Genomic DNA, 15,809 nt, shown 5'->3' on the forward strand with positions numbered 1-15,809 from the left:
CCCGTCGAAGTGGTGCGGCCGCCGGGTGGAGCATGACCTGCCCGCGGCCGGGGTGAACCGGCCGCGGGCAGGTCAGTGATCACTTAGCGGCGTCGCTCGGGTTGCTCGCACCCTTGGCGGCGGCCTCGAGGGACTTCTTGACGTCCTCGAGCAGCTCGGACCAGCTGGCCTCGAACTTCTGCACGCCCTCGTCCTCGAGGACCTTGAAGACGTCCTCGAGGTCGACACCGATGGCGGCGACGTCGTCCATGACCTTCTGGGCCGTGGCGTAGGAGCCGGTGACGGTGTCGCCCCGGGTGTCGCCGTGGTCCTCGTACGCGCGGATGACCGCTTCCGGCATGGTGTTGACCACACCGGGAGCGATGAGCTCCTCGACGTAGATGGTGTCCTTGTAGGCCGGGTTCTTGGTCCCGGTCGACGCCCACAGCGGACGCTGCGGGAGGGCACCGGCGGCGGCCAGCGTCTTCCAGCGGTCGGTCGCGAAGACCTCCTCGTACGCCTGGTACGCGAGCTGCGCGTTGGCGACGGCGGCCTTGCCCTTGAGCGCCTTGGCCTCGTCCGAGCCGATCTTGTCGAGGCGCTTGTCGATCTCGGTGTCCACGCGGGAGACGAAGAACGAGGCGACCGAGCCGATCTTGCTCAGGTCGTGACCGTTCGCCTTGGCCTGCTCGATGCCGGCCAGGAACGCGTCCATGACGGCCCTGTAGCGCTCGAGCGAGAAGATCAGCGTGACGTTGACGCTGATGCCCTCGGCCAGGGTCGCGGTGATCGCCGGCAGACCCGCCTTGGTGGCCGGGATCTTGATGTAGACGTTCGGCCGGTCGACGAGCCACCAGAGCGTCTTCGCCTCGGCCTGCGTCTTCTCGGTCAGGTGCGCGCTGCGCGGGTCCACCTCGATGGAGACCCGGCCGTCGACGCCGTTGGTCGCGTCGTACTGCGGGCGCAGCACCTCGGCGGCCCAGCGGACGTCGTACGAGGTGAGCAGGCGCACGGCCTCCTCGACCGTGACGCCCTGCGCGGCGAGGTCCTTGAGCTGGTCGTCGTACGCGGAGGCGTCAGCCAGCGCGGACGCGAAGATGCTCGGGTTGGTGGTTACACCGGCCACGTGCTGCTCGTTGAGCAGCTTGGCGAGCGAACCGGTCTGCAGCCGGACGCGGGAGAGGTCGTCGAGCCACACCGCTACACCCGCGGCGGAGAGCTCAGCCAGCCTGTCAGTCATCGGTACTCCTCAGTTTCCGGTCGTGTGACCGGTGATCTCGCCGACCTTGGCCAGGGCGGCGTTGGCCTTGGCCACCACGTTGTCCGCGGTGAAGCCGAACTGCTCGAAAAGAATCTTGGCGGGGGCGCTCGCGCCGTAGTGCTCGATGCTGACTGCCTCGCCGGCCTCGCCGAGGATACGGTCCCAGCTCATCCGGATACCGGCCTCGACGGTTACCCGGGCCTTGACACCACGCGGCAGGACTTCCTGCTGGTACGCGGTGTCCTGCTCGTAGAACCACTCGAGACACGGCATCGACACGACCCGGGTCGGGGTGCCCTCGGCCTCGAGCCGCTCCTGCGCGGTGAAGCAGAGCTGCAGCTCTGAGCCGGTGCCGATCAGGATGACCTTCGGCTCACCGCCGGTCGCCTCGGACACGATGTAGCCACCCTTGAGGGTGCCCTCCGCCGACGCGTACTTCTCGCGGTCGATGGTGGGGAGGTTCTGCCGGGACAGCGCCAGGGCGGTCGGGCGGTCGTTGTGCTCCATCGCGCCACGCCAGGCCCACGCGGTCTCGTTGGCGTCCGCCGGGCGCACCACGTCGAGGCCGACGATCGCGCGCAGCGCGGTCAGCGTCTCGATCGGCTGGTGGGTCGGGCCGTCCTCGCCGAGGCCGATCGAGTCGTGCGTCCACACGAACGTGACCGGGAGCTTCATCAGCGCGGACAGCCGGACCGAGCCGCGCATGTAGTCGCTGAAGACGAGGAACGTGCCACCGTACGGGCGGGTGCCGCCGTGCACGGTGATGCCGTTCAGGATCGAGCCCATGCCGTGCTCACGGATGCCGAAGTGCAGCGTGCGGCCGTACTCGTTGCCGGGGAACGCCTTCGTGGCGTACTCGGCGGGGATGAAGGACGGCTCGCCCTTCATCGTGGTGTTGTTGCTCTCCGCGAGGTCGGCCGAGCCGCCCCACAGCTCCGGCAGCACCGGCGCGAGCGCGTCGAGCACCTTGCCGGAGGCGGCGCGGGTCGCGATGCCCTTGGCGTCGGCCGGGAAGACCGGCAGCGCCTCGGTCCAGTTCTCGGGCAGCTTCTTCGCGGCGAGCCGGTCGAAGAGCGCCTTGCCCTCGGCGTTGCCCGCTGCCCAGGACTCGAACGCCTTGGTCCACTCGGTGTGCGCCGCGCGGCCCCGCTCGACGACCGTGCGGGCGTGCTCGAGCACCTCGGGAGCGACGTCGAACGTCTTCTCGACGTCGAAGCCGAGGATCTCCTTGGTGGCCTTGACCTCGTCGGCGCCGAGCGCGGAGCCGTGGATCTTGCCGGTGTTCTGCTTGTTGGGCGCCGGGTAGCCGATGATCGTGCGGAGCACGATGAACGACGGCTTGTCCGTCACGGCCTTGGCGGCCTCGATCGCGGCCCACAGCTCGGGGACGTCCTCGGTGTATTCGCCCTTCTCCGGGTCGCCCTTGCGCCAGTCGACGGTCTGGACGTGCCAGCCGTAGGCCGCGTAGCGCGCGCCGACGTCCTCGTTCTTGGCGATCCGGGTGTCGTCCTCGATGGAGATCTCGTTGTCGTCGTAGATCACCGTGAGGTTGCCGAGCTTCTGCACGGCGGCGACCGCGCTCGACTCGTGGCTGACGCCCTCTTCGATGTCACCATCGGAGCACAGCGCGAAGATCTGGTGGTCGAAGAGCGAGTCGCCCTCGGCCGTCGGGTCGAACAGGCCACGCTCGCGGCGGGCGGCCATGGCCATGCCAACGGCGTTGCCGATGCCCTGGCCCAGCGGGCCGGTGGTGATCTCGACACCGGGGGTGTGGCCGTACTCGGGGTGACCCGGGGTGAGCGAGTCCCACTGGCGCAGCGACGCCAGGTCGTCCAGCTGCAGGCCGAAGCCGTTCAGGAACAGCTGGATGTAGAGGGTGAGGCTGGAGTGGCCACAGGACAGCACGAAGCGGTCCCGGCCGGCCCAGTGCGGGTCCGTGGGGTCGTGCCGCATCACCTTGTTGAACAGCAGGTAAGCGGCGGGGGCGAGGCTCATGGCGGTACCGGGGTGGCCGTTCCCGGCCTTCTCCACGGCGTCCATAGCCAGGACCCTTACGGTGTCGACCGCACGGCGGTCGAGATCAGTCCAGTTGAAGTCGTCTTTGGCCACGTCGGCTGTGCTCCTCGGGGCATGGTGTGGGAACCCTTTTGAGGTTGACCCTATCCAGTCCGCGTAAACCCCCGTCAGCGGAACGGTGCAGGCCCATACGCTGAGAGCGGACATCCCCCGCTCCGCGCTGTGACGGCGTGCACCCTCGACGGGGCGACCGAAGAGCTGCCCAGGCTGCGCGTAGTCTGTCCCGACGTACCGCCCGGTCGCACCGGCAACGGTTTACGCAATACCCCCTCGCCGATGCCGGAAGGTGGCTGTCCGTGAGCATGATCACCGAGCGACTCGCCCAGGAGCAGCCGCCGGGCCCGGATGAGGCGAGGCCGCGTCCCGGTTTCCGCGCCCTCTTCGCGGGCTACCTCTCGCTGACCAAGCCGCAGATCGTCGAGCTGATCCTCGTGACGACCATCCCGGCGATGATGTTCGCCGCGGGTGGCTGGCCGGATCTCGGCCTGATGGCGGTCGTCCTCATCGGTGGCGGTCTCGCCGCCGGCGCGGCCAGCACGTTCAACTGCTACATCGATCGCGACATCGACCAGCTCATGCGCCGCACCAAGCGCCGCCCGCTGCCGTCGCACACGATCACCCCGCGCGCGGTCCTGATCTTCGGCACGATCCTCACGGTGGTGTCGCTCACTCTCATGGCGACGTTCACCAACTGGCTCGCCACCGGACTGACCGCGGCCTCCATCTTCTACTACGACGTGATCTACACCATCTGGCTGAAGCGCCGCACCCCCACGAACACGTTCTGGGGCGGCATCTGCGGCGCGGCCCCCGTGCTGATCGCCTGGGCAGCCGTCACCGGCACCGTCGGCCCGGTCGCCTGGGCCCTCTTCGCGGTCGTCTTCTTCTGGCAGATGCCGCACTTCTACCCGCTGGCCATCAAGTACAAGGACGACTACGCCCGCGCCGGCATCCCCATGCTGCCCGTGGTCCGCTCGGCCCGCCGGGTGAACACCGAGATCCTGCTCTTCACCGTCCTCACCCTGGTGTCGTCCCTGGCCGCCTGGCCGCTGGGCGCGAAGGACGGCATGGGCCCGATCTACGGCATCACCGCCATCGTCTCGGGCGCCTTCTTCCTCCTCGAGGCCCTCCGGCTGGCCGGTCGCTCCCGCCGCGGCGAGCCCCTCAAAGCAATGCGCCTGTTCCACTGGTCCATCACATACCTGACGATTCTTTTCATCGCAGTGGCAGTCGACGCCCTGATCTGAGATCTACATTGAGTGACGACAATGGAGTGACGTCGCACACGGTGCCCGTTTTTGAACCCCGTAGCGGTAACGCATCGTCACTCGATAGACGGAAAGCGTGACCGGGTCGAAACCGGACAATATCGGGTCATAACAATGCTTCGTCGAGGTAAACCCGCAGGTAATAGCCATCACAAAAGCGCCCGGTCACTGCTTGCTACGGCCAAAAGCGTGCCTACGCTTCAGTCATGGCAGAAGGTTCCGATACGACACTGAGCGCGGGCATCAAGTCTTTCGCCACCGGTCACGGCGGCGCCAAGGCGGTCATCGAGTACGTCGGCAAGCGCGGAGCCCGCATCGTCCTCGTGGGCGAGGACGGTGAATGGACCGACCAGTTCGCCGCCGGCGGCACGGACGTGGCCCGCAAGGCCTGCGACGCAGCCGGCGTCCAGGTGGAGAACGAATGGGAGCGCGAGCTCCTCGAGCAGATGCGCCCCAGCAACGACCTCTGGCGGTCGATGTCCCGCCGCAGCATGGCGCGCTGACTTTGCCGACCTGACTTTGCCAACCTGGCTCTCGCACCCTTTCCCACCCGCCGCGGCCCGGACCATCTCCGGGCCGCCCCCATATCCGGCGGCAGGGAAAGATCAACATCAATACCCGGCTGTCGTAGCCGGGTGGTGTGTACAGACCGCCGCTCCCGCCGAGGTCGGACCCGGCGACCCCAGGCGCCTGGCGGCGCCAGACCGGGCTCCCCAGGCCCTCGGCCTGCGTAAATGGTCACCCCGTCAAACCCAACGGCAACTGCTCACCCCGAGGCACGCGCCCCGGCAAACCCGGATGCGCCCCGGCCCGCGACCCGCCACGATGATCCCGTGACCCCTGGCCAGACCCGCGACACCGTTCTCCGGCGCATCCGGCTGACCGAGACAGCCATCGTGACCGGCTACGGCTTCCGCACGGATCAGCTGATCAACTCGGCTCAGCTGATCGAGCTGGGCCTCGACGCGCTGCTCGCCGGAGTCGACACGCCGTCCCTGGCCGAGCTGGCGGGTCTCACCCGTGCCGAGGAACCCGAGGCCACCGAGCTGTTCCGCCGCGTGGCCGACGAGCTGGGTCTGGCGGTGAGCCTTCCGGTGACCTCGGAGGGGCGCGACCGGGCCCTTCTGCTCCTCTGGGCGCAGCTGCTGCTGGACGGGACGCTCGACACAGTTGACGCCGCCGCCCGTCTGTACTGGGCCATCTCAGCCCTGGGGCACCCCGAGTCGCTCAGCGATCTGCTGACGGCCGTCGTCCGCTACGAGGACCGGGTGTCGTCGTTCGACATCATGGACGCGGACCGCACCCGCGACCTGGCCGAACTCGCAGGCCACCTCGTCGCGGAGGCCCGCACACTCCTGCGGGCCGAGGATCGCGGGCCGGGCTGATGACCGGCCCGGAGAGGCGCGACGAGGTGCTCACCCGGATCCGCCTGGCCGAGCTCGCTGTGATCACCGGGCACGCGCCCGGTTCGGATCAGCTCATCCGGCTGGGTGTCGAGGCGCTGCTCGCCGGGGTCGACTCACCCACGCTGGCCGAGCTCGCCGGTCTCACCCGCGCGGAGGAGCCGGAAGCCACCGCCCTGTTCCGCCGGGTGACCGACGAGCTGGGTCTGAACTGGGATCTCCCCGACGATCCCGCCGAGCGGAACCGGGCTCTCCTGCGTCTCTGGTCCGGCATGCTGCTCGACGGCACGCTCACCCCGGACGACGCCGCCGAACGCCTCTACTGGCCCCTCTACGACCTCGGCCCCGTCGACGCGCTCACCCCGCTGCTGACCGCCGTGCTCCTCCACGAGGACGGCCAGTCGGCGTCGCCGCACGAGCTCACCAGGGATCTGGTCACCCAGGCCCGGAAGTTCCTCGACTCCGCTGCTTAGGGGACGGGAGCGCGTTGCTCAGCGACGGGCGCGCGCTGCTCAGGCGACGGGCGCGCGCTGCTCAGGCGACGGGCGCGCCGGTCGGGGGCTGGGCCGGGACGGTCGTGCTGTGAGCCGGTGTTTCCGATGAGCCGTTCGCTGCGGTGAGGGCCGGGCGTTCGCGGAGTTTCCAGAGCATGTTGAGCGTGGCCGTCCAGACGAGGGCGGCGCCGAGGAGGTGGGCGCCGACGAGGAGGACGGGGAGGTGGGTGAAGTACTGGACGAAGCCGATCAGGCCCTGGGCCAGCTCCACCACGATCAGCAACCCGGCCGCCCGCACAGCCGCAGCGGGGGCGTTCGCCGCGCGCAGGGCGAACCACAGCGCGACCGACAGGCCGATGAGCAGCATGACCAGGTCGGCGTGGGCCTGGGCGATGGTCTGCGGGTCGAGGCCGTTGCGTTTCGCGCCGGCGTCGCCCGCGTGGGGGCCGCTGCCGGTGACGATCACGCCGACCAGGATCACGGCGATGCTGGCCAGGGCGGTGAGGCCGGCCAGGTGGCGCAGGGGGCGGACCACGAGGGGCCGCGGGTCGCCATCGCCCTCCTTGGTGCGCTGCCAGAGGGCGTACGTGTAGGCGATCAGGGCCATGGAGAGCAGGAAGTGCAGGCCGACCACCCACGGGTTGAGGTCCGTGAGGACCGTGATGCCGCCGATGACGCCCTGGCCGGGGATGCCGAGACCCGCGATCAGGGACAGCGTGACCAGCGAGCGGCGGCGCGGTTTCCGCAGCATCGCCGCGATGAAGGTGGCGAGCGCGATCACGCCGAGCAGGATGCCGAGGACGCGGTTGCCGAATTCGATGACGCCGTAGACGCCCATCTCCGGGGTTGTCACATATGACTCGTCGGTGCACTTCGGCCACGTGGGGCACCCCAGCCCCGAGCTGGTCAGCCGGACCGCCGCACCCGTGACGACCAGGGCGATGTTGGCGATCAGGGACGCTAGGGCCAGCCGGCGCAGAAGGGTGGTCTTGCTCACCCCGGGCATGCTACGCCGGAATTTGATCGTCGAATCGGGCGGCTCCGGAGCGCTATGTCCTGGATCACCGGGGTGCCGGTTTGCGGGGGCGCGCGGAAATACGTAACGTTGCCGTAGTGAAATACATGGTGGGGTCGGGGAGCAGTCAGGTGGCCGACACGGCTGCCGGCTTCCGCACACCCACCACACCCTTGACGCGGCTCGTGCCCGTCGACGGTAAGGCAGCTGACGGGCGTACCCGTGATCGGGTGGCGCAGTTGCTCTTCGATTGTGGCGGTGCCACCGCCGCGGAGCTCGGTGCGCAGCTGAGCCTGAGCCCCGCCGCGATCCGCAAGCACCTCGACGCCATGCTCGCCGACCACCTGGTCGAGGCGCGGGAGACGCCGCAGCGCGGCCCGCGCGGCCGGGGCCGGCCCGCGAAGGTCTTCGTGCTCACCGCCGCCGCCCGCGAGGGATTTCCGCACTTCTATGACGGCATCGCCACCGCGGCACTGCGCTGGATCGCCGAGACCGGCGGTCCCGAGGCTGTCGACGCGTTCGCCGCGGCCCAGGTCGCGGCCCTGGAGGAGCGCTGCCGCACGGCCATGCTCGAGGCCGGCGACGATCCGCTCGCGCGGGCCGAGGCACTCGCCGAGGCCCTCTCCGCCGAGGGTTACGCTGCCAACGCGACCACGATCGCGTCCGGCGGGCAGCTGTGCCAGCACCACTGCCCGGTGGCACACGTGGCCGCCGAGTTCCCTCAGCTGTGCGACGCCGAGACCGCGGTCATCTCGCGGCTCATCGGCACCCACGTGCAGCGCCTCGCCACGATCGCGCACGGCGACGGGGTGTGCACCACGCACATCCCCGCGCCGCAATGCGTTACCAGCCCCACCACCGCTCCAATCGCAATCACGGTTAGGACAGATACATGACTGACCAGATCGTCACCCAGGAAGAGCATCTGGCCGCCCTCGGTAAGTACGAGTACGGCTGGTCCGACGCCGACGCCGCGGGCTCGATCGCGCAGCGTGGTCTGTCCGAGGACGTCGTGCGCAACATCTCCGCGCTCAAGAACGAGCCGCAGTGGATGCTCGACCTGCGCCTGAAGGGCCTGCGCCTGTTCGGCCGCAAGCCCATGCCCAACTGGGGCGCCGACCTCACCGGGATCGACTTCCAGAACATCAAGTACTTCGTGCGGTCGACCGAGAAGCAGGCCGCGACGTGGGAAGACCTGCCGGCCGACATCAAGGCGACGTACGACAGGCTCGGCATCCCCGAGGCGGAGAAGCAGCGCCTCGTCTCCGGTGTCGCGGCCCAGTACGAGTCCGAGGTCGTCTACCACAAGATCCGTGAGGACCTCGAGGAGCAGGGCGTCCTGTTCCTCGACACCGACACGGCGCTGCGCGAGCACGAGGACATCTTCAAGGAGTACTTCGGCACGGTGATCCCGGTCGGCGACAACAAGTTCGCCGCGCTGAACACCTCCGTGTGGTCCGGCGGCTCGTTCATCTACGTGCCCAAGGGCGTCCACGTGGACATCCCGCTGCAGGCCTACTTCCGGATCAACACCGAGAACATGGGCCAGTTCGAGCGGACGCTGATCATCGCCGACGAGGGCAGCTACATCCACTACGTGGAGGGCTGCACCGCGCCGATCTACTCCTCGGACTCGCTGCACAGCGCGGTCGTGGAGATCGTCGTCAAGAAGAACGCCCGGGTGCGTTACACGACCATCCAGAACTGGTCGAACAACGTCTACAACCTGGTCACCAAGCGCGCCACCTGCGAAGAGGGCGCGACCATGGAGTGGGTCGACGGCAACATCGGCTCCAAGGTGACCATGAAGTACCCGGCCGTCTACATGACCGGCCCGCACGCCAAGGGCGAGGTCCTCTCGATCGCCATGGCCGGCGCGGGTCAGCACCAGGACTCGGGCGCCAAGATGGTGCACGCCGCCCCGCACACCTCCAGCACGATCATCAGCAAGTCGATCGCGCGCGCCGGTGGCCGCACGTCCTACCGCGGCCTCGTGCAGGTGCTCGACGGCTCGCACCACAGCGCCAGCACGGTCAAGTGCGACGCGCTGCTGGTCGACACGATCTCCCGCTCGGACACCTACCCGTACGTCGACATCCGCGAGGACGACGTCAACATGGGTCACGAGGCGACCGTCTCCAAGGTCAGCGACGACCAGCTCTTCTACCTGATGAGCCGGGGCCTGACCGAGGACGAGGCCATGGCGATGATCGTGCGCGGCTTCATCGAGCCGATCGCCAAGGAGCTCCCCATGGAGTACGCCCTGGAGCTCAACCGCCTCATCGAGCTGCAGATGGAGGGAGCAGTCGGCTGACCTGCCGCTGCTCTCGCTTCTCGCTCACCCATACGCCCGCGAAGAACTAGGAAGACATGACTACCGAGGCACTGGCCCCGCCGAGCACCAAGTCGCAGGTGCTGCGCTCCTTCGACGTCACCGAGTTCCCGGCCGTCAACGGCCTGGAGGAGGAGTGGCGCTTCACCCCGATCAAGCGGCTCGGCTCGCTGATCACGGCCACCACGCTGACCGGCGCGGCACCGGGGTTCACCCCCGGTGACCTGCCTGCCGGCGTCTCGGTGACGCAGGTCGACGCGGGCAAGGTCGATCCGGTGCTGACCCCGTTCGACCGGGTCAGCGCCCTGGCGTTCGGTTCCGCGGCGGCGGTCACCCTGATCGACGTCGCGGCGGACACCGTCTCCGACGTCCCCGCCGTCATCAAGGTGGTCGGTCAGGGCGGCGAGGCGGCTGCCGCGCGTACCTATGTGCGGGTCGGGAATTTCGCCCGCGTCACGATCGTGCTGGAGCAGTCGGGCACGGCCACCCTCGCGGACAACATCGAGGTCGTGATCGGGGACAGCGCCAACCTGACCTTCGTCACGACCACCGAGTGGGACGCCGAGTCCGTGCAGGCCCAGCACCTCAAGTTCCGGGTCGGCAAGGATGCGCGGGTCCAGCACGTGCAGGTCTCCCTGGGCGGCTCGCTGGTGCGCCAGTTCGCCTCGGTCGAATACGCGGGCCGCGGCGGCGACGCCGAGCTGTGGGGCCTCTACTTCGCCGACGCCGGTCAGCACATCGAGCACCGCCAGCTCGTCGACCACTCCGTTTCGGATTGCCGCAGCTACGTCGGTTACCGCGGCGCGCTGCAGGGCGACTCCGCGCACACCGTGTGGGTCGGCGACGTGCTCATCCGGGCCACGGCGACCGGCACGGAGACGTACGAGATCAACCGCAACCTGGTGCTCAGCGACGGTGCGCGCGCCGACTCGGTGCCCAACCTGGAGATCGAGACCGGCGAGATCGTCGGCGCCGGTCACGCCAGCGCCACCGGCCGCTTCGACGAGGAGCAGCTGTTCTACCTCATGGCCCGGGGCATCCCGGAGTCCGAGGCGCGCAAGCTCGTGGTCCGCGGCTTCTTCGCCGAGCTGATCAACAAGATCCCCGTCGAGGAGCTGCGCGAACGGCTCGGCGACGCGATCGAGGGCAGGCTCGCCGAGGCAGGAGCCTGATCGTCATGGGCTTCGAGCTGGTCGGTGCCGTGGCCGACGTCGCGAAGGGCACCGCGATCTCGATCGAGGTCGAGGGTGTCGACGTCGCCGTCGTGCACGCGGACGACGACAACTTCTACGCCGTGCGCGACGAGTGCAGTCACGCGGCCGTGGCCCTCTCCGAGGGTGAGGTCGACGGCTGCACGCTCGAATGCTGGCTGCACGGCTCCCGGTTCGACCTGCGCACCGGTGAGCCCTCCGGCCTGCCCGCCACCGAGCCGGTGGCGACCTTCCCCGTCGAGATCCGCGACGGCGACATCTACGTTTCGACGACACCGAGTAATGGAGTAAAGCCGTGAGCACCCTGGAGATCCGCGACCTGCAGGTTTCGGTCAAGCTGCCCGAGGGCGAGCTGAAGCCGATCCTGGCCGGGGTCGACCTCACCGTGAAGTCGGGCGAGACCCACGCCATCATGGGCCCCAACGGCTCCGGCAAGTCGACCCTGGCGTACTCCATCGCCGGTCACCCGAAGTACCAGATCACCGGCGGCCAGGTCACCCTCGACGGCGACGACGTCCTCGCGATGACCGTGGACGAGCGCGCGCGGGCCGGCCTGTTCCTGGCCATGCAGTACCCCGTCGAGGTTCCCGGCGTATCCGTGGCCAACTTCCTGCGCACCGCGAAGACCGCGATCGACGGCGAGGCGCCGAAGCTGCGCACCTGGGCCGCCGAGCTGCGGACCGCGATGGAGCGCATCCAGATGGACCCGGCGTTCGCCCAGCGCAACGTCAACGAGGGCTTCTCCGGCGGTGAGAAGAAGCGCCACGAGATCATGCAGCTCGAGCTGCTCAAGCCGAAGATGGCGATCCTCGACGAGACCGACTCCGGCCTCGACATCGACGCGCTGCGCGTCGTCAGCGAGGGCGTCAACCGGGTCCGCGAGACCGGCGAGACCGGCCTGCTGCTGATCACCCACTACACCCGCATCCTGCGCTACATCAAGCCGGACCACGTGCACGTCTTCGTCGCCGGCAAGATCGTCGAAGAGGGCGGCCCGGAGCTGGCCGAGCAGCTCGAAGCCGAGGGTTACGAGCGGTACGTCGCCGGCGCCCGCGCCTGATTCCCCCTCTTTCTTGGAGCGCATGATGACTCTCGATCTGGTCCAGGTTCGCGCGGACTTCCCGATCCTGACCCGGGAGATCAACGGGCACCCGCTGGTCTACCTCGACAGCGCCAACACGTCGCAGAAACCGCGGCAGGTGCTCGAAGCCATGCAGGACCACCAGGAACGGCACAACGGCAACGTGTCCCGCTCCGTGCACACGCTCGGCACCGAGGCGACGGCCGCATACGAGGGCGCCCGCGAGAAGATCGCGGCGTTCATCGGTGCGGCCCGCCCCGAGGAAGTGGTCTTCACCAAGAACTCCACCGAGGCGATCAACCTCGTCGCATGGACGGCGAGCGACTTCCTGTCGCTCGGCCCCGGCGACGAGATCGTCGTCTCGGAGATGGAACACCACTCCAACCTCGTCCCGTGGCAGCTGCTCTGTCAGCGCACCGGGGCGACGCTGCGCTGGTTCGGCGTCACCGACGAGGGCCGGCTCGACGAGTCCCAGCTCGACGAGCTGGTCAACGAACGCACCAAGCTGGTCTCGGTCGTGCACATGTCCAACATCCTGGGCACGATCAACGACCCGGCCCGCATCGTGGCCCGCGCCCACGAGGTCGGTGCGCTGGTGATGCTCGACTGCTCCCAGTCGGTGCCGCACTTCCCGGTGAACGTCGCCGACCTGGGCGTCGACTTCATCGCGTTCACCGGCCACAAGATGCTCGGCCCGACCGGCATCGGCGCGCTGTGGGGGCGCTACGAGCTGCTCGAACGGATGCCCCCGTTCCTGGCCGGCGGTTCCACGATCGAGACCGTCACCATGGCGGGCACGACGTTCGCCCCGCCGCCCGCGCGCTTCGAGGGTGGCACCCCGCCGATCACCGAGGCGATCGGGCTCGGCGCGGCCGTCGACTACCTGAACAAGCTCGGCATGGAGAACATCCACCGCCACGAGCAGGAGATCACCGCGTACGCGCTCAAGGCGCTGGCCGACGTACCCGGAGTGACGATCTTCGGTCCCGGCACCCCCGAGGGCCGTGGCGGCACGGTGTCCTTCGCCGTCGACGGGGTACACCCGCACGACGTCGGGCAGATTCTCGACGATCTCGGTGTTGAGGTACGAGTGGGCCACCACTGCGCACGACCGGTGTGCACGCGGTTCGGAGTCCCGGCGATGACCCGGGCCTCGTTCTACCTCTACACGACGACGGATGAGATCGACGCCCTCGCGCGCGGTCTGGAGCAGGTGCGGAAGGTGTTCGCCTGATGATCGATGCTCTCTACCAGGACATCATCCTGGACCATTACAAGCACCCGCACGGGCGAGGTCTGCGCGACCCGTTCCAGGGCGAGGCGCACCACGTCAACCCCACCTGCGGCGACGAGATCACCGTGCGGGTGACCGAGGACCTGTCGGAGATCTCGTACGACGGCATGGGCTGCTCGATCAGTCAGGCGTCCGCCTCGGTGCTGCACGAGCTGCTCAAGGGGCGTACGCCCGGCGAGGCCTTCGAGATCCACGAGGCGTTCCTGGCTCTGATGCAGGGCCGTGGCCAGGTGGAACCCGACGAGGACGTCCTCGGTGACGGCATCGCCTTCGCCGGGGTCGCGAAATACCCGGCCCGCGTGAAATGCGCGCTGCTGCCGTGGATGGCATTCAAGGACGCCGCGGCCCGCGCCGGCATCAGCGTCAACCCGGAGGTTTCGGCATGACTGAGAAGACCATCGAAGCGATCGCGGAGACCGCGGCGGATACTGCCGCGCCCGACGACGCGACCTCGCCGCTCGTCGCTACGGACGCGCCCGCTGCTACGGACGCGCCAGCCACGGACGCGCCCGCCGCGGACAAGGCGCCCGTTGCCAAGGCTTCCGCTGCGGACATCGAGGAGGCGATGAAGGATGTCGTCGACCCCGAACTCGGTATCAACGTGGTCGACCTCGGCCTCGTCTACGACTCCTTCGTCGACGACGACAACGTGGTCACCCTCGACATGACGCTGACCTCGGCGGCCTGCCCGCTGACCGACGTCATCGAGGACCAGACCCGCCAGGCCCTCACCACCGGCCCCGGCGGCGGCATCGTGAAGGACTTCCGGATCAACTGGGTGTGGCTCCCGCCGTGGGGCCCGGACAAGATCACCGACGACGGCCGCGAGCAGCTGCGCGCGCTCGGCTTCAACGTCTGAACCACACTCACGCAGGAGAACGCCGGCCGCTCACGCGTCCGGCGTTTTTTGTGCGCCGTTTCTGTCACAGGGTGGTGATAGAAATCGGGTATGACTGGCATCCCGCCGTACCCGGAGCTCCTTGACCTGATCGATGAGCGCGCCACTGCCTTCCGCGAGGCGGCGACGGCAGCCGACCTCGACGCGCAGGTCCCCGGCTGTCCCGACTGGACGGTCCGTGACCTGATCGCGCATCTCGGCGCGGTCCACCGTTTCTGGGCGACCGTGATCGACGCCGGCCCCGCCGACACCCCGCCCACCCCCGAAGCCCTCGGCGACCGCGAACCCCACGGTGACCTCCTCGAATGGTCCGCCGCCTCGGCCGCGCTGCTGCTCGAAGCGCTGCGCGCCGCCCCCGCCGACCGTGGTTGCTGGACGTGGTGGGAGCCGTCCGGCGCCCCGATGAACGCCGCGTCGGTCGCCCGCCACCAGGTCCACGAAACCGCGATCCACACGTATGACGCCCAGGAGTCCGCGGGCCGGCCCCAGAGCCTCCCGGCGTCGATCGCCGTCGACGGCATTCCGGAGTTCCTCGAGGTCACCCTCGCCTCCCAGGGCACCTGGCCATACCGCCCGACCCGGTTGCAGCTGTCCGCGACGGAGGGCCCTTCCTGGCTCTTCGACCTCTCCTCGACAGCCATCACCGTGGCCCCGGCCCAGAGTGGTGAACCGGTCGCCACCCTCCACGGCCCGGTCAGCGACCTGCTGCTCTTCCTCTACGGCCGGATCCCCGAGACCGCGTTGACCATCACGGGCGATCGGAGCGCGGTGACCGAGCTCCGGGCGTACTCATAGATGCTTGGTGGCTTCTCGCACTGAAAGTGGTGACAGCATCCCAGCGTGCCGGGCCACATAGGACCGCACGGCGTCCGGGTCGGTGCGGGCGTAATGGCGTAACGCCCAGCCGATGGCCTTGCGGACGAAGAAGTCCGGATGCCCGGCCTGCCGCGTGCAGTAACCGAAGAGCCGGTCCGTGCCGGTGGCCGCGCCGTAGTGCAGCTGGTGCAGGATCGCCGTCCGGACCAGCCACAGGTTGTCGTCCCCGGCCCAGTCGTCCATGGTCGTGGCAAGCTCGGGATGCAGGCGGACCAGGTCGCCGACGAACCGGGTGGCGAGCGGGTCGATCGTGTCCCACCAGGACTTCGTCACGATCAGCGTGCGCGTGGTGGCGAGGAATCCGGGACCGGCCACGGCCACCCGGGCACGCAGCACGTCGCAGGCGAAATACTGGTATTCGCGCTCGGGCAGCTCCCAGCACGCCACCACGACGTCCCGCAGATCGTCCTCGCCCGGTGCGGGCAGCCCGGCCGTCACGGTCCGGCCGAGGCTGCGCTGCCCCGGGATCGACAATCCGAGAAAAGGAAACCGATTCCGCATGTACGCCGCAGCGCGCACAGCCCGTTCCGGATCTTTCGCCGCGCTGTACGTCCTGACCAGGCGTTCGACCACGATGTCGGCATACGTTCCCGTCATGGCCCGATCCTGCCACCGTAGGGT

General features: G+C 68.8%; 17 protein-coding genes. 13 read left to right on the forward strand and 4 right to left on the reverse strand.

Annotation, left to right across the window (positions count from 1 at the left end; translation table 11 throughout):
- Window positions 1–79 precede the first annotated feature (79 nt).
- On the reverse strand, window positions 80–1,219 hold the full coding sequence (gene tal / locus Aco04nite_RS37150) for a transaldolase (RefSeq protein WP_213001921.1): 1,140 nt from the start codon (window positions 1,217–1,219) through the stop codon (window positions 80–82).
- Window positions 1,220–1,228: 9 nt separating this feature from the next.
- Entirely contained in the window at window positions 1,229–3,280 is a 2,052-nt protein-coding gene (tkt, locus tag Aco04nite_RS37155) for a transketolase (RefSeq protein WP_244876592.1), read from the reverse strand.
- A 338-nt stretch (window positions 3,281–3,618) separates the two neighbouring features.
- Here tkt and Aco04nite_RS37160 point away from each other — a divergent pair, with 338 nt between their 5' ends.
- The 4 genes from Aco04nite_RS37160 (at window position 3,619) to Aco04nite_RS37175 (ending at window position 6,460) form a co-directional block, all read left to right on the forward strand.
- Entirely contained in the window at window positions 3,619–4,563 is a 945-nt protein-coding gene (locus Aco04nite_RS37160) for a heme o synthase (protein ID WP_244876593.1), read from the forward strand.
- A 227-nt stretch (window positions 4,564–4,790) separates the two neighbouring features.
- Window positions 4,791–5,087 (forward strand): hypothetical protein, encoded by a 297-nt coding sequence (locus Aco04nite_RS37165; RefSeq protein ID WP_203834567.1) that lies wholly within the window; start codon window positions 4,791–4,793, stop codon window positions 5,085–5,087.
- 330 nt (window positions 5,088–5,417) lie between these two features.
- Window positions 5,418–5,969, forward strand: a complete 552-nt coding sequence (locus Aco04nite_RS37170; RefSeq protein WP_213001923.1) for a hypothetical protein — start codon at window positions 5,418–5,420, stop codon at window positions 5,967–5,969.
- Complete coding sequence (locus Aco04nite_RS37175) at window positions 5,969–6,460, forward strand: hypothetical protein (protein ID WP_213001924.1); 492 nt, start codon at window positions 5,969–5,971, stop codon at window positions 6,458–6,460. The genes Aco04nite_RS37170 and Aco04nite_RS37175 overlap by 1 nt, the downstream gene beginning before the upstream one ends.
- A 61-nt stretch (window positions 6,461–6,521) precedes the next feature.
- Here Aco04nite_RS37175 and Aco04nite_RS37180 read toward each other — a convergent pair whose 3' ends face one another.
- On the reverse strand, window positions 6,522–7,487 hold the full coding sequence (locus Aco04nite_RS37180; RefSeq protein WP_213001925.1) for a COX15/CtaA family protein: 966 nt from the start codon (window positions 7,485–7,487) through the stop codon (window positions 6,522–6,524).
- Window positions 7,488–7,603: 116 nt separating this feature from the next.
- Between Aco04nite_RS37180 and Aco04nite_RS37185 the strand changes: the two genes are divergently transcribed.
- From Aco04nite_RS37185 to Aco04nite_RS37225, 9 genes are all read left to right on the forward strand, one after another.
- The gene (locus Aco04nite_RS37185) at window positions 7,604–8,392 is read left to right on the forward strand and encodes a helix-turn-helix transcriptional regulator (protein WP_438874976.1); all 789 of its coding nucleotides are present in this window, start codon (window positions 7,604–7,606) and stop codon (window positions 8,390–8,392) included.
- Window positions 8,389–9,810, forward strand: a complete 1,422-nt coding sequence (sufB, locus tag Aco04nite_RS37190) for a Fe-S cluster assembly protein SufB (RefSeq protein ID WP_213001926.1) — start codon at window positions 8,389–8,391, stop codon at window positions 9,808–9,810. Before Aco04nite_RS37185 ends, sufB begins: the two co-directional genes overlap by 4 nt.
- A gap of 56 nt (window positions 9,811–9,866) precedes the next feature.
- Window positions 9,867–11,000 carry a Fe-S cluster assembly protein SufD gene (gene sufD / locus Aco04nite_RS37195; protein ID WP_213001927.1) on the forward strand — a complete coding sequence of 378 codons (1,134 nt, stop codon included), beginning with the start codon at window positions 9,867–9,869 and terminating at the stop codon, window positions 10,998–11,000.
- 5 nt (window positions 11,001–11,005) lie between these two features.
- On the forward strand, window positions 11,006–11,338 hold the full coding sequence (locus tag Aco04nite_RS37200; protein WP_203834554.1) for a non-heme iron oxygenase ferredoxin subunit: 333 nt from the start codon (window positions 11,006–11,008) through the stop codon (window positions 11,336–11,338).
- Complete coding sequence (sufC, locus tag Aco04nite_RS37205) at window positions 11,335–12,099, forward strand: Fe-S cluster assembly ATPase SufC (RefSeq protein ID WP_203834553.1); 765 nt, start codon at window positions 11,335–11,337, stop codon at window positions 12,097–12,099. Before Aco04nite_RS37200 ends, sufC begins: the two co-directional genes overlap by 4 nt.
- A gap of 25 nt (window positions 12,100–12,124) precedes the next feature.
- Window positions 12,125–13,354 (forward strand): cysteine desulfurase, encoded by a 1,230-nt coding sequence (locus Aco04nite_RS37210; RefSeq protein ID WP_203834563.1) that lies wholly within the window; start codon window positions 12,125–12,127, stop codon window positions 13,352–13,354.
- The gene (gene sufU / locus Aco04nite_RS37215) at window positions 13,351–13,800 is read left to right on the forward strand and encodes a Fe-S cluster assembly sulfur transfer protein SufU (RefSeq protein ID WP_213002069.1); all 450 of its coding nucleotides are present in this window, start codon (window positions 13,351–13,353) and stop codon (window positions 13,798–13,800) included. Before Aco04nite_RS37210 ends, sufU begins: the two co-directional genes overlap by 4 nt.
- Window positions 13,797–14,273: a metal-sulfur cluster assembly factor gene (locus tag Aco04nite_RS37220; protein WP_213001928.1), complete on the forward strand. Its 477-nt coding sequence runs from the start codon at window positions 13,797–13,799 to the stop codon at window positions 14,271–14,273. Before sufU ends, Aco04nite_RS37220 begins: the two co-directional genes overlap by 4 nt.
- 90 nt (window positions 14,274–14,363) lie before the next feature.
- Entirely contained in the window at window positions 14,364–15,107 is a 744-nt protein-coding gene (locus Aco04nite_RS37225; protein WP_213001929.1) for a maleylpyruvate isomerase family mycothiol-dependent enzyme, read from the forward strand.
- Here the strand turns inward: Aco04nite_RS37225 and Aco04nite_RS37230 are convergent.
- Window positions 15,102–15,785 (reverse strand): DNA alkylation repair protein, encoded by a 684-nt coding sequence (locus Aco04nite_RS37230; protein WP_213001930.1) that lies wholly within the window; start codon window positions 15,783–15,785, stop codon window positions 15,102–15,104. The genes Aco04nite_RS37225 and Aco04nite_RS37230 overlap by 6 nt on opposite strands.
- Between the last annotated feature and the right edge of the window lie 24 nt (window positions 15,786–15,809).

The sequence above is a fragment of the Winogradskya consettensis genome, assembly GCF_018332715.1.
Lineage (GTDB): Bacteria > Actinomycetota > Actinomycetes > Mycobacteriales > Micromonosporaceae > Actinoplanes > Actinoplanes consettensis.